The following is a 20473-nucleotide window of genomic DNA, read 5'->3' on the forward strand; positions in this document are numbered from 1 at the left end:
CCCAGAGGCCGTTCACCACCAGTTGCAGGTCCCGGTCCCGCAGCCGGCCGCTGTTGGAGAAGCCCTGCCCGGCCCGCGGGTCGACGCTCTACCACGAGCGACCGGCATGACGAGCTACGGCGACGACGCGACGGTCCGCGACATCCTCACCGCCAAGGGCGACACCTGGGCGGTGGTCGGCCTCTCCTCCAACACGGCCCGGGCGGCCCACGGCGTCGCCCGGGTCCTCCAGCGCCACGGCAAGCGCATCGTGCCGGTCCACCCCAAGGCCGAGACGGTGCTCGGCGAGCCGGGGTACGCGTCGCTCGCCGAGATCCCGTTCGAGGTCGACGTGGTGGACGTGTTCGTGAACAGCACGCTGGCCGGCGAGGTCGCCGACCAGGCGGTGGCCGCCGGGGCGAAGGCGGTCTGGTTCCAGCTCGGCGTGGTCGACGAGGACGCCTACGCCCGGACGACCGCCGCCGGGGTGGCGATGGTCATGGACAAGTGCCCCGCCATCGAGATCCCGCTGCTCGACTGAGGCCTCTCCGAGGAGGCGCACGCGCGGCGGGGCGCGCGCCCACCATCCGGGTTGAACCCGGCGACACGCGGGCCCGGTTCGTACACCCGGACGACCGCGTGCCCACAGTTGGCCCGAACCACTGGCGCCGACCGAAAGGGGGCTCGCCGTGACCACGGTCGGGCTCAACTACGAGAGCAACGCGATCATCGAACTGATGGACGTGGCCGAGGCGGACCGCTCCGACGAGTGGCTGCGGGACGCGCTGCAGCAGGCCGTCATGCTGGAGCTCGCCACCCTGCCGCCGTACCTCTGCGGCCTCTGGTCGATCACCGAGGACAGCGCGGACGTCGCACTGATGATCAAAGAGGTCGTCTTCAACGAGATGACCCACCTGGGGCTCGCCTGCAACATGCTCACCACCATCGGCGGCACCCCGGTCCTCGCCTCGACCGCCGTGGTCCCGCCGTACCCGTGCCCGCTGCCCGGCGGGGTGCGCCCGACGGACCTGACGGTCTCCCTCAGCGGCCTCACCCCGGCCTCGGTGGAGATGTACTCCGAGATCGAGAAGCCGGTCCACCCGCTGGCCGTCGCCGCCGAGGCGACCACGTTCCCCTCGATCGGCGCCTTCTACGACGCGATCCACGAGGCCTTCCGGCAGCCCGGGGTCCCGATCAACGGCACCCGGCAGCTGACCGTCGACCTGGGACACGGTCCGGGCAACCGCCTCTTCCCGCTGACCACGCTCCCGGAGGTCGAGCAGGCGATCCAGCTCATCAAGGAACAGGGCGAGGGCACCTCGCACAGCCCCGACGACCCGACCGAGGGGGACGACGGCCAGCTCGCCCACTACTACACCTTCCGGCAGATCTTCCGCGGCCGGAAGCTGGTGCAGATCCAGGAGGACCCGCCGGCGTTCGACTTCGCCGGTGACCCGATCCCATTCCCGGGCGCCCTCCAGATGGCCGTCGTCCCGCGGGGCGGCTGGGCCGCGGACCCGTCGACCGCGCCCGTCGACCCGGAGGTGAAGCGGCTCCTCGACCAGTTCAACGCGACCTTCAGCGAGCTGTTGCGCTCGCTGGAGTGCGCCTGGCGCGAGGACGACCCCAAGAAGGCGAGCGACCACCTGAACGACGCGGTCGGCAGCATGTTCGGCCTCCAGGGCCCCGCCGTCGACCTGATGGGCAAGCCGCTGCCCGGCGACCCGGCGAAGAGCTACGGACCGGAGTTCCGCTACGTCCCGTAGCCCCGGGCCCTACGGCGGCCCACGACCGTCGCCGCCCTCCGCCAGCAGGGCAGGGACGGTCGCGGGCCCCGGCGGCTCAGCCGTCGAGCTGCGCGATGGTCGCGATGGACGGGCGGCGTTCGGCGCGGAGCCGGACGGACACGGCCTCGGCGTCGCGCAGCACCCGCACCGCGTTGTGCCAGGTCAGCTTCCCGAGGTCGGTCTCCGACCAGCCCCGGCGGAGCAGTTCGGCGATCAGGTTGGGGTAGCCGGCCACGTCGTCCAGCCCGGCCGGGAGGAAGGCGGTGCCGTCGAAGTCGCCGCCGATGCCGATGTGGTCGATGCCGGCCACCTCGCGCATGTGGTCCAGGTGGTCCGCGACGGTGGCCGGGGTCGCGACCGGACGCGGGGTGGCCTCCTCGAAGGCCCGCTGGCAGGCCATCCCGGCCGGGGTGGTGTCCAGGTGGTCGAAGCCGTGGGCGCGCATGTTCTCGTCGGCGGCGGCCGTCCACTCGATGGCCGCGGGCAGGATGAACTTGGGCACGAAGGTGGCCATCGCGACGCCGCCGTTGACGGGCAGCCGGGCCAGCACGTCGTCCGGGACGTTGCGCGGGTGGTCGCAGACGGCGCGCGCCGAGGAGTGCGAGAAGAGCACCGGCGCCTCGCTGACCCGCAGGGCGTCGCGCATGGTGCCGGCGGAGACGTGCGAGAGGTCGACCAGCATGCCGAGCCGGTTCATCTCCCGGACGACCTCCTCGCCGAAGGCGGTCAGGCCGCCGGCCACCGGCTTGTCGGTCGCGGAGTCGGCCCACGGGGTGTTGTCGTTGTGGGTGAGCGTCAGGTAGCGGACGCCGAGCTCGTACAGGGCGCGCAGGGTGGCGAGCGAGCAGTCGATGGAGTGGCCGCCCTCGGCGCCCATCAGGGAGGCGATCCGGCCCCCGGCCCGGGCGGACTCCATGTCCGCGGCGGTGAAGGCGAGCCGGAGCCGGTCGGGGAACCGCTCGGCCAGGGCGCGGACGAAGTCGATCTGCTCCAGGGTGGCGCTGACCGCGTGGTCGCCGGCCAGCCGCGAGGGCACGTAGACGGACCAGAACTGCGCGCCGACCCCGCCCGCGGCGAGGCGGGCGAGGTCGGTGTGCAGGCGGTCGCGCTGGTCGGCGGCCAGGTCGAGCGCGTCGAGGTCGTAGCCGGCCTGCTCGCGCATCGCCCACGGGAGGTCGTTGTGCCCGTCCACCACGGGGTTCTCCCGGAGGACGGCCCTGGCGCGCTCCAGCAGTCCGGCGGCGGGGGAGGCGGAGGGGTCCAACAGCTCAGAGGTCATACGAGCTGTTGTATCCGGTATGACTACTTTCCAAAGCCGAAGGAGGGGGAACCCGCCACCTTGGCCCGCAGCTTCTTCCCCTTCTCGGTGGCCTGGGTGTTCAGCTCGGCCTGGAAGTCGGTCATCCGCTCGGTCAGCTCCGGGTCGAACGCGGCCAGCATCCGCACCGCCAGCAGGCCCGCGTTGCGCGCGCCCGCCACCGAGACCGTGGCCACCGGCACGCCGGCCGGCATCTGGACGATCGACAGCAGGCTGTCCATGCCGTCCAGGTAGCGCAGCGGCACCGGCACGCCGATGACCGGCAGCGGAGTGACCGAGGCGAGCATGCCCGGCAGGTGGGCGGCGCCACCGGCACCCGCGATGATCGCCTTCAGGCCGCGCTTGTGCGCGTTCTCGCCGTAGGCGACCATCTCGCGCGGCATCCGGTGGGCGGAGACGACGTCCACCTCGTAGGGGATCTCGAACTCGTCGAGGGCCTGGGCGGCGGCCTCCATCACGGGCCAGTCGGAGTCCGAGCCCATCACGATGCCGACAAGGGGGGAGGTCATTCGGTGATCGTTCCTCGCAGGTAGGCGGCCGCGTGGCGGGCGCGCTCGCGGACGTCGTCGAGGTCGTCCCCGAAGACGTTGACGTGGCCGACCTTGCGGCCGGGCTTCACGTCCTTCCCGTACATGTGGATCTTCAGGCCCGGGTCACGGGCCATGCAGTGCAGGAAGGCGTGATACATGTCCGGGTAGTCGCCGCCGAGGACGTTGACCATGACGGTCCACCTGGCGCGCGGCCGGGGGTCGCCGAGCGGCAGGTCGAGCACGGCCCGCAGGTGGTTCTCGAACTGCGAGGTGACGGCGCCGTCCTGGCTCCAGTGCCCGGAGTTGTGCGGGCGCATGGCCAGCTCGTTGACCAGGATCCGGCCGTCCCGGGTCTGGAACAGCTCGACCGCGAGGTGGCCGGTGATGTCCAGCTCGCCGGCGATCCGCAGGGCCAGCTGCTGGGCCTCGTCGGAGAGCGCGGGGTCGAGGTCCGGCGCCGGAGCGGTGACCTCGGCGCAGACGCCGTTCTCCTGGACGCTCTCCACCACCGGGTAGGCGACGGCCTGGCCGCTGGGCGAGCGGACCACGTTGGCGGCCAGCTCGCGGACGAAGTCGACCTTCTCCTCGGCCAGCACGGGGACGCCGGCCAGGAACGGCGCGTGCGCCTCCTGCTCGTCGTCGACGACCCAGACGCCCTTGCCGTCGTAGCCGCCGCGGACGGTCTTCAGCACCACCGGGTAGCCGGCACCCTCCTCGGCGAACGCGGTGACGTCCTCCGGGTCGGCGACGATCCGGTGCCGGGGACAGGGCACGCCGATGGAGTCGAGCTTCGCCCGCATCACGCCCTTGTCCTGGGCGTTGACCAGCGCCTCCGGGCCGGGCCGGACGGCGACGCCGTCGGCCTGCAGGGCCCGCAGGTGCTCGGTCGGCACGTGCTCGTGGTCGAAGGTGATCACGTCACAGCCGGCCGCGAAGCGGCGCAGCGTGTCGAGGTCGCGGTAGTCACCGAGAACGACGTCGGAGACCACCTGCGCGGCGGAGTCCTGGGGCGTGTCGGCGAGGAGTTTGAACCTGACCCCGAGCGGGATGCCCGCCTGGTGTGCCATGCGGGCCAACTGCCCGCCGCCGATCATGCCCACCACTGGAAAATTCACATTGCCCGGGGAAGTCACGCGGCCCAGGATATCCGGGCCGGTGGGGGGTGGTGGAGCCACCGGCGGGACCATGGGGGCGGACGCGCGTAGATGTCAAGCTGCCACTCTCCGGGCTGAGCCACCCGGTGGAAACGGGTAGCCTGTTCCGCTAGGTCCTGGTACGCGTGGTCAGATCATGTGCGTGCACGCAGGGCTCCAGGGGTCAGCCGCGCAACCGCTCCGGGCCCTCTCGTCGGCAGGTACATGGAGGCAGCCCGGTATGGCGACGACCACGGCGTCGAACCCCTCGCTGGCGCAGAAACTGCGCGGGCTGTCCGGCGAGGCGGTGAAGTTCGGCATCGTCGGCCTGACCGGCGTGGTCGTCAACGCCGGCGTCTTCTGGGTCTGCCTGAAGGCGACCGGCCCGGTCAACTCCTTCTCGGGCTACATCGCCACCAGCGTCGCGATCGGCACCAACTACATCGGCTACCGCTACTGGCTCTACCGCGACCGGGACGCGGCCTCGCGCAAGCGCGAGATCACCCTCTTCCTGATCTTCAGCGGCATCGGCATGCTGATCGAGAACGGCATCAACGGCTTCTCGGTGCACGTGCTCGGCTACCACTCGGCCACCAGCCAGCTGATCGCCAAGAACGTGGTCGGCCTGATCGCCGGCACGGTCTTCCGGTTCTTCTCCTACCGGACGTGGGTCTTCAAGGCCCTGCCGGAGACCGCCGCCGAGGACGGGGACGGGGCCGCGGACGGCCCGGCGGCCGCGGTGCCGAGCGGCAGCGAGCTCGCCGCGCAGGCCGAGCGGATGCTGGCCGCCGAGGAGACCCGCTTCGCCAAGGCCGAGTAGGCGCCGGCCTCCACTTGCCGGGCCCGCCCCGGCGAGAGGACAGTGGTGACCGAGGGCGAGCACGGCTTGCGGACGATCAAGGCCGTAGGGGGGTTCCCAGGAGGCTCGCCATGGCGTTCGTCCAGATCATCGACTGCAAGACCGACCGGGTGGACGACCTCAACCGGCTCATGGACACGTGGGCCGAGCAGACCAGGGGAAAGCGGACGGCCGGCCACGCGGTGGTCGCCACCGACCGCGCCAACGCCAAGCACGTCGTGGAGATCGTGGAGTTCCCCTCCTACGAGGAGGCCATGCGGAACTCCAGCCTGCCCGAGACCGACCGGATCTTCCGGGAGATGGTGGCACTCTGCGACGAGCCGCCGACCTTCACGGACCTGGACGTGGTCCGCGACGCCCGGTTCAACAAGGTCACCGCGACCCGGGTCTTCGACGAGATCGCCAGGGGCAACCTCGGCGTGATCGACGAGTGCATGGCCACCGACTACCGCGACCACGACTACGGCAGCGAGGGCGACGCGGTCGGCATACCGGCGTTCAAGGAACGCTGCGGCAGCTACGTCGACGCCTTCGACTTCACCTTCTCGATCGAGAGCCAGATCGCCGACGAGGACGAGGTCGCCACCCGGTGGACCTGGAACGCCACCCAGAAGGCCGACTTCATGGGCGTGCCGTCCACCGGCAAGTCGGTGGTCGGGCGCGGGACGACGACGTTCCGCTTCAAGGACGGCATGATCCAGGAGGGCTGGTGGCAGTGGGACGTCATGGGCCTGATGAAGCAGCTGGGCATGATGCCGGGCTGATTTCACGGCGCTGGTCGTCCCGGGTGGTGCTCGTGTCCCGGTGGCTCCGCCCCGGACTGCGCTAGTCGTCCCTGTGGCTCCGCCCCAGACTGCGCTAGTCGTCCCTGTGGCTCCGCCCCAGACTGCGCTAGTCGTCCCTGTGGCTCCGCCCCAGGAAGAGCGCGAACACCGGCGGCTGCAGCGAGAGCAGTTCCAGCCGGCCGCCGTCCGCCTCCGCGAGGTCGCGGGCGACGGCCAGGCCGATGCCGGTCGAGTTGCGGCCGCTGACCGCCCGTTCGAAGACCCGGTTGCCCAGCTCCGGAGGCACCCCTGCACCCTGGTCCTGCACCTCGACCACGACCGACGTCCCGGACGGCCGCACCCGTAGCGTGATCGTCCCGGCGCCGTGCATCAGCGAGTTCTCGATCAGGGTGGCCAGCACCTGCGCCACCGTGCCCGGGGTGCCGACCGCGGTGACCTCGTGCAGGCCCTCGACCTGGAGCACCCGGCCGGTGCCGCGCAGCGACGGCCCCCACTCCTCCACCTGCTGCTTGACGACCTCGTCCAGGTCGAAGGCGACGGCGGTGGGGCTGCGCGGGTCGCGCTGGGTGGTGAGCAGCCGCTGGACCACGTCGGTGAGCCGTTCGACCTGCTGGAGGGCGATGGTCGCCTCCTCCTTGACGGTCTCCGGCTCCTCGGCGAGCGCGGTGATCTCCTCCAGCCGCATGGACAGCGCGGTGAGCGGCGTGCGCAGCTGGTGCGAGGCGTCGGCGGCGAGCCGGCGCTCGGCGGTGAGCATCCGGGCGATCCGTTCGGCGCTGACGTCCAGCACCTCGGCGACCCGGTCGAGCTCGGGCACCCCGTACCGGCGGTCGCGCGGGCGGGGGTCGCCGGAGCCGAGGCGTTCGGCGGTCTCGGCGAGGTCGGTGAGCGGGCGGGCGAGCCGCTTGGCCTGCCAGACGGCGAGGGCGACGGCGGCCTGCACGGCGAGCAGGGCGACCACCCCGAGCAGCAGCAGCATGTTGGCGATGTCGTGGTCGACCGCCTCCCGGGACTGCTCGACGGTGACGGTCTCGCCGCTGGCGCCCTGTTCGACGGCCTTGAGCAGGTGGTTCCCGGCCGGACGCTCGCCGCTGGAGACGGGCTCCTTGCCGGGGATGTCCACCTCGACGTACTGGCCGTCGGTGACCTGGTTGGCGAACTTGTCGCCGGTGACCGGCTCGCCCGCGGCGAGCCGGTTCTCCACCAGGGCCAGCACCCGGACGGCCGCGGCGTCCACCCGGTCCTGGGCCGCGTTGACGATGGTGCGCTTCTCGACCAGGGCGAGTGGGACGCAGAACACCGTCACCACCACCAGGACGACGCCCAGCAGCGAGTTGATCATCCGGCGTTTCACGCTGCCGCTCCCCGTGGTGTCGCTGTCTGCTCTTGCGCGCTAATTCTTCTCGAAGCGGAAGCCCACCCCGCGCACGGTGGCGATGTAGCGGGGGTTGGCCGCGTCGTCGCCGAGCTTCTTGCGCAGCCAGGAGATGTGCATGTCCAGCGTCTTGGTCGAGGTCCACCAGGTGGTGTCCCAGACCTGGCGCATGATCTCCTCGCGGGTGACCACCCGGCCGGCGTCCCGGACCAGCACCCGCAGCAGTTCGAACTCCTTGGCGGAGAGGGTGAGCTCCTCCTCGCCGAGCCAGGCCCGGTGCGACTCGATGTCGATCTTCACGCCGTGCGCGCCGGTGGTGAGCTGGTCGACGTTGCCGCGGCGCAGCAGGGCGCGGACGCGGGCGAGCAGCTCGGCGAGGCGGAAGGGCTTGGTGACGTAGTCGTCGGCCCCGGCATCCAGGCCGACCACGGTGTCGACCTCGTCGGCCCGGGCGGTGAGCACCAGGACGGGGCAGCTCTTGCCGTCGGCGCGCAGCCGGCGGCAGACCTCCAGGCCGTCCATCTCCGGCAGGCCGAGGTCGAGGACGACGAGGTCGACCTCCTCGGTGAGTCCGGCGGCCAGTGCGGTCGGACCGTCCTCGCGGACGAGCACCTCATAGCCCTCGCGTCGCAGGGCCCGGGCGAGCGGTTCGGAGATCGCCGGATCGTCCTCGGCGAGCAGCACACAGGTCATGTGGTGATGGTAGTCCGCCGGGGTATGCGGGTTGTCGCTGTGAGGTAGTTCACAGAGCGTGATCGTTATACGGAGGGCGATCACCGCTCAACGGACGCTGCCCGACCGGCCGTTCGGCGAAGATTCTGCACTTCGATCTTGAAACCGAAGGAATTTCGGCGCCCCCGCCATGGATAGCCCAAGTTAACCTGTCGCAGGCTTGACCATCTCCATACCCAATTGGCGGCTTTTGTCAGCCGATGCCGCCAAATATCGCCACGTACAGTGGTTCCGTCCACGTCCGCCGCCACCCCCCTTGGCGGACGCTTCAGGCAAGGAACCACTACTCATGGCGTCTACGACCCTGGACGCCGGCCTCAAGCCGGCCTCTCCCAGCGGCAAGACCTTCCTCGGGCACCCCCGCGGCCTCGCCACTCTCTTCATGAGCGAGATGTGGGAGCGCTTCAGCTACTACGGCATGCGCGCGCTGCTGGTGCTCTACATGACGGCCTCCGTCGCGGAGGGCGGCCTCGGCATGAAGGCGGCCGTCGCCGCCGCCGTCTACAGCGTGTACACCGCCATGGTCTACCTGCTCGCCCTGCCGGGCGGCTGGATCGCGGACCGCTTCCTCGGTGCCCGCAAGACCGTCGCTCTCGGTGGCGCGATCATCATGATCGGCCACTTCCTGCTGGCGATCCCGGCCGGCGTGTCGTTCTTCGTCGGCCTCGCATTCATCGCGGTCGGCTCGGGTCTGCTCAAGGCCAACATCTCCACGATGGTCGGTCACCTGTACGACGGCCCGAACGACCCGCGCCGCGACGGCGGCTTCACGATCTTCTACATGGGCATCAACCTCGGTGCCTTCGCCGCCCCGCTGGTCATCGGCACCGTCGGCCAGAGCGTCAACTGGCACCTGGGCTTCGCGCTCGCCGGCATCGGCATGGCGCTCGGCCTCGGCCAGTTCCTGCTCGGCAGCCGCCACCTCAGCGCCAAGAGCGACGTGGTGACCTCGCCGATCTCGGCGTCCGAGAAGAGCGCGATCTTCAAGAAGGCCGGCCTCTGGCTGGCCGCGGCCACGGTCTTCTACGCGGTCGTCGCGCTGACCGGCCACTTCACCATCAACTGGGCGATCTGGCCGCTGTCGATCGCGGGCATCGCGATCCCGGTCTTCGTCTTCGCCAAGGTGAAGCGCGACAAGGACCTCGACGCGACCGAGCAGTCCCGGATGAGCGGTTACATCTGGTTCTTCGTCGCCGCCGCCGTGTTCTGGATGATCTACGACCAGTCCGGCTCGACGCTGAGCATCTTCGCGGACGAGAACACCGCGTCGACGCTGTTCGGCATCGACTTCCCGTCGACCTGGTTCCAGTCGCTGAACCCGCTGTACATCATGGCGCTGGCCCCGGTCTTCGCCTGGATGTGGGTGGCCCTGTCCCGCAAGGCCAAGAACCCCAGCACCACCATGAAGTTCGCCTTCGGTCTGCTGATGATCGGCGCCTCCTTCCTGGTCATGATGCTGGCGATGGGCGCCGCCTCCGGCGGCACCAAGGTCACCCCGCTCTGGCTGGCCATGGTCTACCTGATCCAGACCGTCGGCGAGCTGACCCTCTCCCCGGTCGGCCTCTCCGTCACCACCAAGCTGGCGCCCACCAAGTACGCCAGCCAGATGATGGGTGTCTGGTTCCTCGCCGTCACCGCGGGCGACTGCGTCGCGGCCATCTTCCAGCTGGTCCTCGGCGACGACGTGGTCGGCTCCACCGGGTACTTCGCCTTCCAGGGTGCGATGGCGATCGTCGCCGGCGTGGCCCTCGGGCTGTACCGCAAGAAGGTCGTGCGACTGATGGGCGACGTGCACTGACGCACTGACGCCGCCGGCCTGGCACAGGCTCCGGGGCCGCCGTGGATTCCTGAGATCCACGGCGGCCCCGGCCGCGTTTCCGGCCCCGGCCGGCCCGCGGTCGGGGCGCGCGGTGCCCCGGGCGGGCGGAAATACCCGGCGGGGCCGCGCCGGGCCGTGCGAGGGTGACGGGATGCCGACCGACACCCTCCCCCGCCAGCTCTCCCGCACCCGGCGCTTCACCCTGGGCGCCCCCGCCCGGCCCGCCGTCTCCGCCGACGGCGCCACCGTGCTGTTCCTGCGCAGCCGGGCCGGCGACGACCCGCTGTCCTGCCTCTGGGCGCTCGACACCGCCACCGGCGCGGAGCGGCTGCTCGTCGATCCGGCGGCGCTCGGCGGCCCGGGCGGCGAACTCCCCGAGGCCGAGCGCGTCCGCCGCGAGCGGGCCCGGGTCCTCACCACCGGCATCACCGCGTTCACCACCGACGCCACCGGCCGGCTCGCCGCCTTCGCGCTCGACGGCGCGCTCTGGCTCGCCGACACCACTGACGACACCACCGACGACACCACCGACGGCAGCGTCCGGCGCGTCCCCACCGCCACCGCGGTGTACGACCCGCGCCTCGACCCGGCCGGCCGCCGGATCGCCTACGTCGGCGACGGCGCCCTGCGCGTGGTCGGCACCGACGGCGCCGACGACCGGGCGCTCGCCGCACCCGAGCACGACGAGGTGACGTACGGGGTCGCCGACCACGTCGCCGCCGAGTCGATGTACCGCACCCGCGGTCACTGGTGGTCCCCGGACGGCACCGGGCTGCTCGTCGCCCGGGTCGACAACCGCCCGCTCGCCCGGCTGCACCTCGCCGACCCGGCCAACCCGCAGCAGCGGCCGCGGGTGATCCGCTACCCGCTGGCCGGCACCGCCAACGCCGACGTCTCGCTCCGGCTGCTCGGGCTCGACGGCACCACCACCGAGGTCCGCTGGGACCGGGCCGGGTACGAATACCTGGCCGCCGCCGGGTGGGACGCCCACGGCCCGTACGCCGCCGTGCAGACCCGCGACCAGCGGACCGTCCTGGTCCTGGCCGTCGACCCGGCCGACGGCGGCACCCGCACGCTCGCCGAGCAGCACGACGAGCACTGGGTCGAGCTGGTCCCCGGCCTGCCGGTCCGGACCGCGGGCGGGGCGCTGGCCGGCTCCGCCGACGACGGCGACACCCGCCGCCTCACGATCGACGGCCGGCCCGTCACCCCGGCCGGGCTGCAGCTGCGCGAGGTGCTCGGCACGGACGGCGAACAGGTGCTGTTCACCGCCACCGAGGAGCCCGTCGAGACGCACCTCTGGTCGTACGGCCCGGCCACCGGCCTGCGGCGGCTCAGCGACGGGCCCGGCCTGCACACCGGCGTCCGGCGCGGCGGCACGCTCCTCCTCACCACCCGCGAGCCGGGTGCCCCGGCCGGCCGGACCACCGTCCGGCGGGACGGCGGGCCGGCGCACCCGGTCACCTCGTACGCGCAGGTGCCGGTCCTCACCGCCCGGCCCGAACTGCTCCGCCTCGGCCCGCGCGAGCTGCGCGCCGCGCTCTTCCTGCCCGCCGGCCACCGCCCGGAGGACGGCCCGCTGCCCGTCCTCGTCGACCCGTACGGCGGCCCCGCGATGCAGAAGGTCACCACCGGCGGCGCCTGGTCGGACCTGGTCTCGCAGTGGTTCGCCGACCAGGGCTTCGCCGTCCTGGCCGTCGACGGCCGCGGCACCCCCGGGCGCGGCCCCCGCTGGGACAAGTCGGTGTCCGGGGACAAGGCCGGACCGGCCCTGGACGACCAGGTCGAGGGCCTGCACGAGGCCGCCCGGCTGCGGCCCGGGCTGCTCGACCTCGGCCGGGTCGCCATCCGCGGCTGGTCCTACGGCGGCTACCTCGCCGCGCTCGCCGTCCTGCGGCGGCCGGACGTCTTCCACGCCGCCGTCGCCGGCGCCGCCCCCACCGACCAGCGGCTCTACGACACCCACTGGCAGGAGCGCTTCCTCGGCCACCCCGACGAGCACCCCGAGCGCTACGACGCCTGCTCGCTGACCGGTGACGCGCCCGGGCTGCGCCGCCCGCTGCTGCTGGTGCACGGCCTCGCCGACGACAACGTGCTCCCCGTCCACGCCCTGCGGCTGTCCGCCGCCCTGCTCGCCGCCGGGCGCCCGCACGAGGTCCTGCCGCTCAGCGGCACCACCCACACCCCCGCGGACGAGGTGGTGGCGGAGAACCTGCACCACCACCAGCTCGACTTCCTCCGGCGGTCGCTGGCCCTGCGGTAGGACCGGTCGCGCCCGGAAAGCCGGCGTCCCCCGCACCCGGGCCGGGTGCGGGGGACGAGGGGCCGGTCAGACCTCGCGGACCCCGGCGCGCCAGACCGCCGCCGTCAGCGGCACGCCCGGCCGGTAGGCGAGGTGGACGTGCGCCGGGGCGTCCAGCAGCTGCAGGTCCGCCCGGGCACCGACGGTGACCACCCCGACGTCCGTCCGCCGCAGCGCGTGCGCGCCGCCCGCGGTGGCCGCCCAGACCGCCTCGTCCGGCGTCATCCCCATCTCCCGCACCGCGACCGCGATGCAGAACGCCATCGAGCTGGTGAAGCTGGACCCGGGGTTGCAGTCGGTGGACAGCGCGACCACGGCGCCCGCGTCGAGCAGCCGGCGCGCGTCCGGGTAGGCGGCGCGGGTGGAGAACTCCGCGCCCGGCAGCAGCGTCGCCACCGTCGCCGAGCCGGCCAGCGCGGCCACGTCCTCGTCCGTCAGGTGGGTGCAGTGGTCGGCGGAGGCCGCGCCGAGCTCGACGGCGAGCTGCACACCCGGCCCGTAGGAGAGCTGGTTGGCGTGCACCCGGGGGGTGAGGCCGCGCTCGATCCCGGCGGTCAGGATCGCCCGCGCCTGGTCCCCGTCGAAGGCGCCGTTCTCGCAGAACACGTCGACCCAGCGGGCGTACGGCGCGCAGGCGTCCAGCATGTCGCCGGTGACCAGGCCGACGTAGCCGGCCGGGTCGTCGGCGTACTCGGGGGCGACCACGTGGGCGCCGAGGTAGGTGGTCTCGGGGGTGTACGAGGAGGCGATGCGCAGCGCCCGGGCCTCGTCGACGACGGTCAGGCCGTAGCCGGACTTGCACTCGATCGAGGTGGTGCCCTGGCGCAGCGCCTCGCGGACGAAGCGGGCCAGGTTGGCGTCCAGCTCGGCGTCGCTCGCGGCCCGGGTGGCGGCCACCGTGGTCCGGATGCCGCCGGCGGTGTACGACTGGCCGGACATCCGGGCGTTGAACTCGGCGGTGCGGTCGCCCGCGAACACCAGGTGGGCGTGCGAGTCGACGTAGCCGGGCAGCAGCGTCCGGCCGGCCGCGTCGAACCGCTCGTCGGCGGCGGGCGCCTCGGCGGCCGGGCCGACCCAGGCGATCGTGCCGCCGTCCACCACCACGGCCGCGTCGGTGAGCAGGCCGAGCGGCCCGGTCCCCTGCGCGGGGTCGTTGGTGACCAGGCTGCCGATGCCGGTGATCAGGGTGCTCGGCATGCCCTCGCTCCGCGCGGTGCTCGGGCTGGGGCTCGGGCTCGGGGTGCTGGGGGTGCTCACGTCAGGCCTTTCGGGAGTGGGCGTCTCTTACGGATCTTGCCGGATCAGCGTGCGGCGTTGGGGTGCGTGGATCGCAAGGCGGAGGAGGGAGTCCATGCGGAGCATCGGCGACCGACGACAACGCAGCGAGGCGAGTGCCCCGGCGTCGCGCGCCCGGCAAGATCCGTAAGAGACGCCCCAACCCGGGGCGGGGCGCGGGATCAGCCCCGCCCCGGGAGACAACGGGATCTCGGCTCCGGCTCAGCGGCTCGTCAGCAGCTCAGCGCGGCGATCGAGGCGCGCAGCGCGCCCGGGACGTCCGGCACCAGTTGGTGCACGCCGTCCCTGACCACGTGCCGGCCGCCGACCACCAGGTGCCGCACGTCGGCGGCGGAGGCCGCGAAGACCGCGATCTCGGCGCCGAGCCGGAACGGCGGGCCGGCGGTGCGGACCGAGTCCAGGGCGATCACCGTGAAGTCGGCCAGCGACCCGGCCTCGATCCGCCCGGCCTCCGGCCAGCCGAGCGAGGCGTGCCCGTCCTCGGTGCTTGCCCGGAGCAGCGCGTTGGCCGTCCAGTGGCCGCGGGTGCGGGTGCGCAGCCGCTCGTCCAGCTCCAGCGCGCGGGCCTCCTCGAACGGGTCGATGACGGCGTGGCTGTCGCTGCCGAGGGTGACCGGGCAGCCCGCCGAGGCCAGCTGCCGGGCCGGGCCGATGCCGTCCGCGAGGTCCCGCTCGGTGGTGGGGCACATGCAGATGGTGGTGGAGCTGTCCGTGAGGAGCTTGATGTCCTCCTCGGTGAGGTGGGTGGCGTGCACGGCCGAGGTGCGCGGGCCGAGCGCGCCGTGGTCGGCGAGCAGCCGGGTCGGGGTGACGCCGTGCGCGGTGAGGCAGGCGTCGTTCTCGGCGGTCTGCTCGGAGAGGTGGACGTGCAGCGGCGCCTTGCGCATCGCCGACCAGTGCGCGACGGTGCCGAGCTGCTCGGCGGGCACGGCCCGGACGGAGTGGATCGCGGCGCCGATCCGGGCGTGCTCGCGCGGCTTGAGCGCGTCCAGCCGCTCGGCCCAGGTGTCGGCGTCGCCGTCGCTGAACCGGCGCTGCGGCTTGGTGGGCTCGGCGCCGAAGCCGGAGGACAGGTAGCAGGTGTCCAGCAGCGTGATCCGGATGCCGGCCCGGGCGGCGGCCTCGATCAGCGCCTCGCCCATCGCGTTCGGGTCGTCGTAGCGGACGCCGCCGGGCGCGTGGTGCAGGTAGTGGAACTCCCCCACCGCGGTGATCCCGGCGAGCGCCATCTCGGCGTAGACGGCGGTGGCCAGCGCCAGGTAGCTGTCCGGGTCGAGCGCGCCGGCGAACCGGTACATGGTGTCGCGCCAGGTCCAGAAGGTGCCGGAGCCGACCTGGACGTTGCCGCGCAGCGCCCGGTGGAAGGCGTGCGAGTGGGCGTTGGCCTGGCCGGGCAGCAGCAGCCCCTCCAGCCGGACGGCGCCGGGCGGGCAGGGCCCGCTGTCCGGCGTCACCCTGGTGATCCGGCCGCCGGGCCCGGTGGCGATCAGCACGTCCTGCTCGACCACCGGCCCGTTGACGTGCGGCAGCCACGCGTACTGCGCCCAGTAGGTTACTGACACGCCAGGTCCTCCAGTACGTCGGCGAGGGCGGCCACTCCGGCCAGGCAGTCGGCCGTCTCGGCGTGTTCGGCCGGGGAGTGCGAGACGCCGCTCGGGTTACGTACGAACAGCATGGCGGTCGGGATCGCCGATGCCAGGATTCCGGCGTCGTGTCCCGCACCGGTCGGCAGGACCGGCACCCCGCCGGGGGCCCCGGTCTTGTTGAGCCGCCGTGCGAGCCGGTCGCGCAGCGGGCCGTCGAAGTCCACCACCGGGGTGTAGGACTCGCGGGTCAGCTCGACCCGGACGCCGTCGCGCTCGCCGCGCTCGTACGCGGCGCGCTCGATCTCCTCGACCAGCCCGGTGAGCGTCGCCTCGTCGGCGGCCCGGGAGTCCAGCCAGCCGCGGACCAGGGAGGCGATCGCGTTGGTGCCGTTGGGCTCGACCGCGACCTTGCCGAAGGTGGCCAGGGCGCCCGCCAGCTTCGCCTTCTTCCGCGCGGCGAGCACGGTGTTGGCGTAGGTGAGCATCGGGTCGCGGCGGTCCTCGATCCGGGTGGTGCCGGCGTGGTTGGCCTCGCCGTGGAAGTCGAACCGCCAGCGGCCGTGCGGCCAGATCGCGCTGGCCACGCCGACGGGCTGGTCCTCGGCGAGGTAGCGGCCCTGCTCGACGTGCAGTTCGACGAAGGCGCCGATCCGGGCCAGCCGTTCGTCGTCCGCGCCGATCGCGGCCGGGTCGTAGCCGGCCCGCTCCATCGCGTCGGGCAGCCGGACGCCGTCGGCGTCGCGCAGCTCGTACGCGGCCTCCTTGCCGAGCACGCCGGCGGTGAGGCGGGAGCCGATGCAGGCGACGCCGAACCGGGCGCCCTCCTCGTCGCCGAAGTTGACGATCGCCAGCGGCTTGGTGAACGCGGCGCCGCGGGCGCGCAGTTCGTCCAGGGCGGCGAAGGAGGAGACCACGCCGAGCGGGCCGTCGTAGGCGCCGCCGTCCGGGACGGAGTCCAGGTGCGAGCCGGTGACGACGGCGCCCTCGCCCTGCGGGTCGCCCAGCCAGGCCCACTGGTTGCCGTTGCGGTCCAGCTCGTAGGCGAGGCCGCGGTTGCGGGCCTGCTCCTCGAACCAGGACCGGCACTCGGCGTCGGCGGAGTTCCAGGCGAAGCGGCGGTAGCCGCCGGAGGAGGCGGAGCGGCCCACGGGGAGCAGCTCCGCCCACATCGCTTCGAAGGAGGTCACAGCTCACCCATGGGGACGCGCACACCGCGCTCCGCGGCGACCTCGTCGGCCCGGTCGTAGCCGGCGTCGACGTGGCGGATGACGCCCATGCCCGGGTCGTTGGTGAGCACCCGGCGGATCTTCTCGCCGGCCAGCGCGGTGCCGTCGGCCACCGTGACCTGCCCGGCGTGGATCGAGCGGCCGATGCCGACGCCGCCGCCGTGGTGGATGGAGACCCAGGAGGCGCCGGAGGCGACGTTGACCATGGCGTTGAGCAGCGGCCAGTCGGCGATCGCGTCGGAGCCGTCCAGCATCGCCTCGGTCTCCCGGTACGGGGAGGCGACCGAGCCGCAGTCCAGGTGGTCACGGCCGATGACGATCGGCGCGGACAGCTCGCCGGAGGCGACCATGTCGTTGAACCGCTCGCCGGCCTTGTCGCGCTCGCCGTAGCCGAGCCAGCAGATGCGCGCGGGCAGGCCCTGGAAGTGCACCTTCTCCTGGGCCATCTTGATCCAGCGGTGCAGCGACTCGTTCTCCGGGAAGAGGTCGAGCACGGCCTTGTCGGTCTTGTGGATGTCCTGCGGGTCGCCGGACAGGGCCGCCCAGCGGAACGGGCCCTTGCCCTCGCAGAACAGCGGGCGGATGTAGGCGGGGACGAAGCCGGGGAAGGCGAAGGCGCGGTCGTAGCCGGCCAGCTGGGCCTCGCCGCGGATCGAGTTGCCGTAGTCGAACACCTCGGCGCCGCCGTCCTGGAAGCCGACCATGGCCTCGACGTGCTTGGCCATGGACTCACGGGAGCGCTGGGTGAACTCGGCGGGCTTCTCGGCCGCGTACGTCGCCATGTCGTCGAAGGAGACGCCGATCGGCAGGTAGCTCAGCGGGTCGTGGGCGCTGGTCTGGTCGGTGACGATGTCGATCGGCGCGTCCATCGCGAGCAGCTGCGGGAACAGCTCGGCGGCGTTGCCCAGCAGGCCGATGGAGAGCGGCTGCTTCTTGTCGCGGGCGGCGGTGGCCAGCTCCAGGGCGTGCGCGAGGTTCTTGGCCTCGACGTCCAGGTAGCGGTGCTCGATCCGGCGGGAGATCCGGGACGGGTCGCAGTCGATGCAGATCGCCACGCCGCCGTTCATGGTGACGGCCAGCGGCTGGGCGCCGCCCATGCCGCCGAGGCCGGCGGTGAGGGTGATCGTCCCCTCCAGCGTGCCGTTGAACCGCTTGTTGGCGACGGCCGCGAAGGTCTCGTAGGTGCCCTGGAGGATGCCCTGGGTGCCGATGTAGATCCACGACCCGGCGGTCATCTGGCCGTACATGGTGAGCCCGAGGCTCTCCAGCCGGCGGAACTCCTCCCAGTTGGCCCAGTCGCCGACCAGGTTGGAGTTGGCGATCAGGACGCGCGGCGCCCACTCGTGGGTCTGCATGACGCCGACCGGGCGGCCGGACTGGACCAGCATGGTCTCGTCCTGCTTCAGCCCCTGCAGCGTCTTGACCATGGCGTCGAAGGAGCGCCAGTCGCGGGCCGCCTTGCCGGTGCCGCCGTAGACGACCAGCTTCGACGGGTGTTCGGCCACCTCGGGGTCGAGGTTGTTCATCAGCATCCGCAGGGCGGCCTCCTGCTGCCACCCCTGCGCCGTCAGCCCCGTCCCGCGCGCCGCTCGCACCTCACGCGGTCCGCTCGTCTGCTGCACCATGTCCTGGCCTCCCTGCGGATGATTTCATTCAGGCTTGGTTCGACTGAATATATCCAAACATTCAGTCCTCGACCAGACCTCAATCCATCCGATCAGCAGCGGGGCGCGACGGCACCCCGGCGCGCCGCAACAGCACGGCCACCGGGGCGCGGGTGTCCCCCGGACAGGCCTCAGGCGGCTGCGTCACCGTCCCAGTCGATGCCGATCTCGGCGAGCCAGCGGCGGTCCGCCTCGTCCGGGGCGGCGGGCGCGGGAGGGCGGGGCGGCCGGGGGATCTCCTGGACGGGGCCGAGGCCGTACTTCTCGGCGGCGGCGCCCGCGCGGGCGTCGGGCTCGATGACGCCGACGTGGACGGCGCTCTCGTCACCCGGATCGAGGACGGTGAGTTCGGGATCGGGCAGACGGCGCAGGGTGACGCGGCGTCCGCAGGTCGGGCAGGTCCACTCGTCGGCGCCGGAGGCGAGCCGGGCGACGAACTTCATCTCGTGGATCACGCGCATGGCGGCACCCCCTACCCCTAGGGATGCCCCGGTTTGTGACGACTACTCCAGGCCAGGGCCTGCGCTTTTCCGGCCACGCCCGCCCCGGCTCCGGCCGCGGCTACTCCAGGAACAGCCCGCGGGCCGCCGCGGACTGCTCGATCGCCTCCAACCGGGCCTCCGCGCCCGGGAGTTCGTCACACATGGTCTGCAGCAGCACCCGGCCGAGCATCATCGGCGCGCAGGCGGTGTCGAAGACCAGGCCGGTGCCGACGGCGGCCGGCAGCATCAGGTCGGAGAGCTTGGCGACCGGCGCGAAGGCGCTGTCGGCGACGGTGAGGACGGTCAACCCGCAGTCCCGGGCCACCGCCAGAGCGTCCATCAGCTCGCGCGGGTACCGCGGCAGCGCGAAGCAGAGCAGGGCGCTGGCGCCGGCCGCGCTGGCCTGTTCCAGCCGGTCGGCGAGCATGCTGCCGCCCTCGTCGAGCAGCCGGATGTCCGGGTGCACCTTGGCGGCGAAGTACGCGAAGCCGCGCGCCTGCGCGGAGGCGGCCCGCAGGCCGAGGACGGGCAGCGGGCGGGAGGCGGCGAGGAGGCGGGCCGCGCGGGTGATCGGCTCGGGGTCGGCGAGGAGGTCGGCGAGGTGGCGCAGGTGCTCGATCTCGGCGAGGACGGCCTGCTGGTGCTCGTTGCGGACGACGTCGGCCGGGGTCTCCGGGGCGGCCGCCTCGCCCACGCCCAGTTCGCGCAGCTGCTTGCGCAGCGCCGGGTAGCCGTCGTAGCCGAGCGCCACCGCGAAGCGGGTGACGGAGGGCTGGCTGACCCCGGCCAGTTCGGCGACCTCGACACTGGACAGGAACGGCGCCTCGCCGGCGTGCCGGACCAGGGAGTGGGCGATCCGGCGCTGGGTGGGGGTGAGCCGGTGGCCCTCGAAGAGCTGGAGCAGCCGGGCGGAGGGGCCGACGGTGCCGTTCTCGTCGGTGGCGGTCATCAGCGGTACCTCCGGGTGCGAGCTGTTCGGACGACGACTGTGCAGCAGCGGACGGCGGCTGGCAAAGACGTCTCGCACGCCGGGACACCCGGCGAGACGCCCCGGCCGGCGGGGCGTCCGGCCGGATGCGTCTCAGGGTGACCCTGATTTCCCCCTGAGGCCGCCCCGATTACCGTGCGAAGCGATGGACCGGCAGGGTAGCGCGGGCCCAGGCTGGACACCATGGACACTCGCCAGGACGAACTGCGGCGCGACCTCGACGCCGCCCTGCAGGCCCGCAAGGAACTGGGCAAGGAGTACGAGCCGGAGCTCGTCGACTCCTTCCTGCGGCGCCTCGACGCCCGGCTGGACGCCCGGCTGGACGCGCGGGTCGAGCGCCGGGTGGCCGAACAGCTGGACGACTACGCGCCCGCGCGCCGCCACCGCCCGCGCCGGTTCGGCCGCTCAGGCTCCCGGCTGGCGATGGTCTCGCTCGTCCTCGGCATCCCGCTCACCGCCATCGCCACCGACGGCGGGACCAACGGCTTCACCGGCTTCATGGGCCTGGTGGTCTGCTGGACCGGCATCGTCGGCGTCAACGTCGCCGCCGCGTACGGCGACCGGCGCCAGGAGCGCCGGCCGGACCCGGCGCGGGGCGAGTGGGACTGATCC

The 20473-nt window shown here is 72.8% G+C and carries 18 protein-coding genes; 7 read left to right on the top strand and 11 right to left on the bottom strand.

The genetic code is table 11. The features are described 5' to 3' along the window. The first annotated feature begins 106 nt into the window (after positions 1 to 106). Together ABZ885_RS19670 and ABZ885_RS19675 are read left to right on the top strand one after the other, a co-directional pair. Positions 107 to 520: a CoA-binding protein gene (locus ABZ885_RS19670; RefSeq protein WP_360189888.1), complete on the top strand. Its 414-nt coding sequence runs from the start codon at positions 107 to 109 to the stop codon at positions 518 to 520. 148 nt (positions 521 to 668) lie between these two features. Beyond that, a complete protein-coding gene (locus ABZ885_RS19675; RefSeq protein WP_360189849.1) occupies positions 669 to 1745 on the top strand; it encodes a ferritin-like protein in 1077 nt (358 codons plus the stop codon). Between the two features lie 76 nt (positions 1746 to 1821). On the opposite strand, the gene ABZ885_RS19680 is transcribed toward ABZ885_RS19675, so the two are convergent. From ABZ885_RS19680 to ABZ885_RS19690, 3 genes are read right to left on the bottom strand one after another with little or no spacing between them, the layout of a single operon-like run. After that, positions 1822 to 3045 carry a dipeptidase gene (locus ABZ885_RS19680; RefSeq protein WP_360189852.1) on the bottom strand — a complete coding sequence of 408 codons (1224 nt, stop codon included), beginning with the start codon at positions 3043 to 3045 and terminating at the stop codon, positions 1822 to 1824. A 23-nt stretch (positions 3046 to 3068) separates the two neighbouring features. Next, a complete protein-coding gene (gene purE / locus ABZ885_RS19685; RefSeq protein WP_360189855.1) occupies positions 3069 to 3593 on the bottom strand; it encodes a 5-(carboxyamino)imidazole ribonucleotide mutase in 525 nt (174 codons plus the stop codon). Then, complete coding sequence (locus ABZ885_RS19690; protein WP_360189891.1) at positions 3590 to 4729, bottom strand: 5-(carboxyamino)imidazole ribonucleotide synthase; 1140 nt, start codon at positions 4727 to 4729, stop codon at positions 3590 to 3592. Before ABZ885_RS19690 ends, purE begins: the two co-directional genes overlap by 4 nt. Positions 4730 to 4988: 259 nt before the next feature. On the opposite strand from ABZ885_RS19690, the gene ABZ885_RS19695 reads away from it, so the two are divergent. After that, positions 4989 to 5567, top strand: a complete 579-nt coding sequence (locus tag ABZ885_RS19695; protein WP_360189858.1) for a GtrA family protein — start codon at positions 4989 to 4991, stop codon at positions 5565 to 5567. A gap of 110 nt (positions 5568 to 5677) precedes the next feature. After that, positions 5678 to 6370: an ester cyclase gene (locus ABZ885_RS19700; protein ID WP_360189861.1), complete on the top strand. Its 693-nt coding sequence runs from the start codon at positions 5678 to 5680 to the stop codon at positions 6368 to 6370. 127 nt (positions 6371 to 6497) lie between these two features. Here the strand turns inward: ABZ885_RS19700 and ABZ885_RS19705 are convergent, their stop codons facing one another. Further along, positions 6498 to 7745, bottom strand: coding sequence for an ATP-binding protein (locus tag ABZ885_RS19705; protein ID WP_360189863.1), 1248 nt, complete (start codon positions 7743 to 7745; stop codon positions 6498 to 6500). 39 nt (positions 7746 to 7784) lie between these two features. Beyond that, positions 7785 to 8459 (bottom strand): response regulator transcription factor, encoded by a 675-nt coding sequence (locus ABZ885_RS19710; RefSeq protein WP_030290974.1) that lies wholly within the window; start codon positions 8457 to 8459, stop codon positions 7785 to 7787. A gap of 328 nt (positions 8460 to 8787) precedes the next feature. On the opposite strand from ABZ885_RS19710, the gene ABZ885_RS19715 reads away from it, so the two are divergent. After that, the gene (locus ABZ885_RS19715) at positions 8788 to 10296 is read left to right on the top strand and encodes an oligopeptide:H+ symporter (protein WP_360189866.1); all 1509 of its coding nucleotides are present in this window, start codon (positions 8788 to 8790) and stop codon (positions 10294 to 10296) included. Positions 10297 to 10468: 172 nt separating this feature from the next. Further along, complete coding sequence (locus tag ABZ885_RS19720) at positions 10469 to 12580, top strand: prolyl oligopeptidase family serine peptidase (protein WP_360189869.1); 2112 nt, start codon at positions 10469 to 10471, stop codon at positions 12578 to 12580. Positions 12581 to 12646: 66 nt separating this feature from the next. Here the strand turns inward: ABZ885_RS19720 and hutI are convergent, their stop codons facing one another. The 6 genes from hutI to ABZ885_RS19750 form a co-directional block, all read right to left on the bottom strand. Further along, a complete protein-coding gene (hutI, locus tag ABZ885_RS19725) occupies positions 12647 to 13816 on the bottom strand; it encodes an imidazolonepropionase (protein ID WP_360189872.1) in 1170 nt (389 codons plus the stop codon). Between the two features lie 311 nt (positions 13817 to 14127). Next, entirely contained in the window at positions 14128 to 15477 is a 1350-nt protein-coding gene (locus tag ABZ885_RS19730; RefSeq protein ID WP_360189875.1) for a formimidoylglutamate deiminase, read from the bottom strand. Beyond that, positions 15468 to 16670, bottom strand: coding sequence for an allantoate amidohydrolase (locus ABZ885_RS19735; RefSeq protein ID WP_360189894.1), 1203 nt, complete (start codon positions 16668 to 16670; stop codon positions 15468 to 15470). The genes ABZ885_RS19730 and ABZ885_RS19735 overlap by 10 nt, the downstream gene beginning before the upstream one ends. Positions 16671 to 16684: 14 nt before the next feature. Further along, a complete protein-coding gene (gene hutU, locus ABZ885_RS19740) occupies positions 16685 to 18352 on the bottom strand; it encodes a urocanate hydratase (RefSeq protein ID WP_360189877.1) in 1668 nt (555 codons plus the stop codon). Between the two features lie 170 nt (positions 18353 to 18522). Then, positions 18523 to 18852 (bottom strand): hypothetical protein, encoded by a 330-nt coding sequence (locus ABZ885_RS19745; RefSeq protein WP_360189879.1) that lies wholly within the window; start codon positions 18850 to 18852, stop codon positions 18523 to 18525. A gap of 100 nt (positions 18853 to 18952) precedes the next feature. Then, complete coding sequence (locus tag ABZ885_RS19750) at positions 18953 to 19822, bottom strand: MurR/RpiR family transcriptional regulator (protein ID WP_360189882.1); 870 nt, start codon at positions 19820 to 19822, stop codon at positions 18953 to 18955. A 222-nt stretch (positions 19823 to 20044) separates the two neighbouring features. Here ABZ885_RS19750 and ABZ885_RS19755 point away from each other — a divergent pair, with 222 nt between their 5' ends. Beyond that, entirely contained in the window at positions 20045 to 20470 is a 426-nt protein-coding gene (locus ABZ885_RS19755) for a hypothetical protein (protein ID WP_360189885.1), read from the top strand. Positions 20471 to 20473: the final 3 nt, after the last annotated feature.

It is taken from the genome of Kitasatospora sp. NPDC047058, from assembly GCF_040643935.1.
In the GTDB taxonomy this organism is placed as follows: Bacteria; Actinomycetota; Actinomycetes; order Streptomycetales; family Streptomycetaceae; genus Kitasatospora.

Excerpts from the sequence above, each read along its gene's own strand:
- ABZ885_RS19695 (WP_360189858.1), top strand. The coding sequence starts at position 4,989 with ATGGCGACGACCACGGCGTCGAACCCCTCGCTGGCGCAGAAACTGCGC.
- ABZ885_RS19670 (WP_360189888.1), top strand. The coding sequence starts at position 107 with ATGACGAGCTACGGCGACGACGCGACGGTCCGCGACATCCTCACCGCC.
- ABZ885_RS19735 (WP_360189894.1), bottom strand. The coding sequence starts at position 16,670 with ATGTGGGCGGAGCTGCTCCCCGTGGGCCGCTCCGCCTCCTCCGGCGGC.
- ABZ885_RS19715 (WP_360189866.1), top strand. The coding sequence starts at position 8,788 with ATGGCGTCTACGACCCTGGACGCCGGCCTCAAGCCGGCCTCTCCCAGC.
- purE (WP_360189855.1), bottom strand. The coding sequence starts at position 3,593 with ATGACCTCCCCCCTTGTCGGCATCGTGATGGGCTCGGACTCCGACTGG.
- hutI (WP_360189872.1), bottom strand. The coding sequence starts at position 13,816 with ATGCCGAGCACCCTGATCACCGGCATCGGCAGCCTGGTCACCAACGAC.
- ABZ885_RS19755 (WP_360189885.1), top strand. The coding sequence starts at position 20,045 with ATGGACACTCGCCAGGACGAACTGCGGCGCGACCTCGACGCCGCCCTG.
- ABZ885_RS19750 (WP_360189882.1), bottom strand. The coding sequence starts at position 19,822 with ATGACCGCCACCGACGAGAACGGCACCGTCGGCCCCTCCGCCCGGCTG.
- ABZ885_RS19745 (WP_360189879.1), bottom strand. The coding sequence starts at position 18,852 with ATGCGCGTGATCCACGAGATGAAGTTCGTCGCCCGGCTCGCCTCCGGC.
- ABZ885_RS19710 (WP_030290974.1), bottom strand. The coding sequence starts at position 8,459 with ATGACCTGTGTGCTGCTCGCCGAGGACGATCCGGCGATCTCCGAACCG.
- ABZ885_RS19700 (WP_360189861.1), top strand. The coding sequence starts at position 5,678 with ATGGCGTTCGTCCAGATCATCGACTGCAAGACCGACCGGGTGGACGAC.
- ABZ885_RS19680 (WP_360189852.1), bottom strand. The coding sequence starts at position 3,045 with ATGACCTCTGAGCTGTTGGACCCCTCCGCCTCCCCCGCCGCCGGACTG.
- ABZ885_RS19720 (WP_360189869.1), top strand. The coding sequence starts at position 10,469 with ATGCCGACCGACACCCTCCCCCGCCAGCTCTCCCGCACCCGGCGCTTC.
- hutU (WP_360189877.1), bottom strand. The coding sequence starts at position 18,352 with ATGGTGCAGCAGACGAGCGGACCGCGTGAGGTGCGAGCGGCGCGCGGG.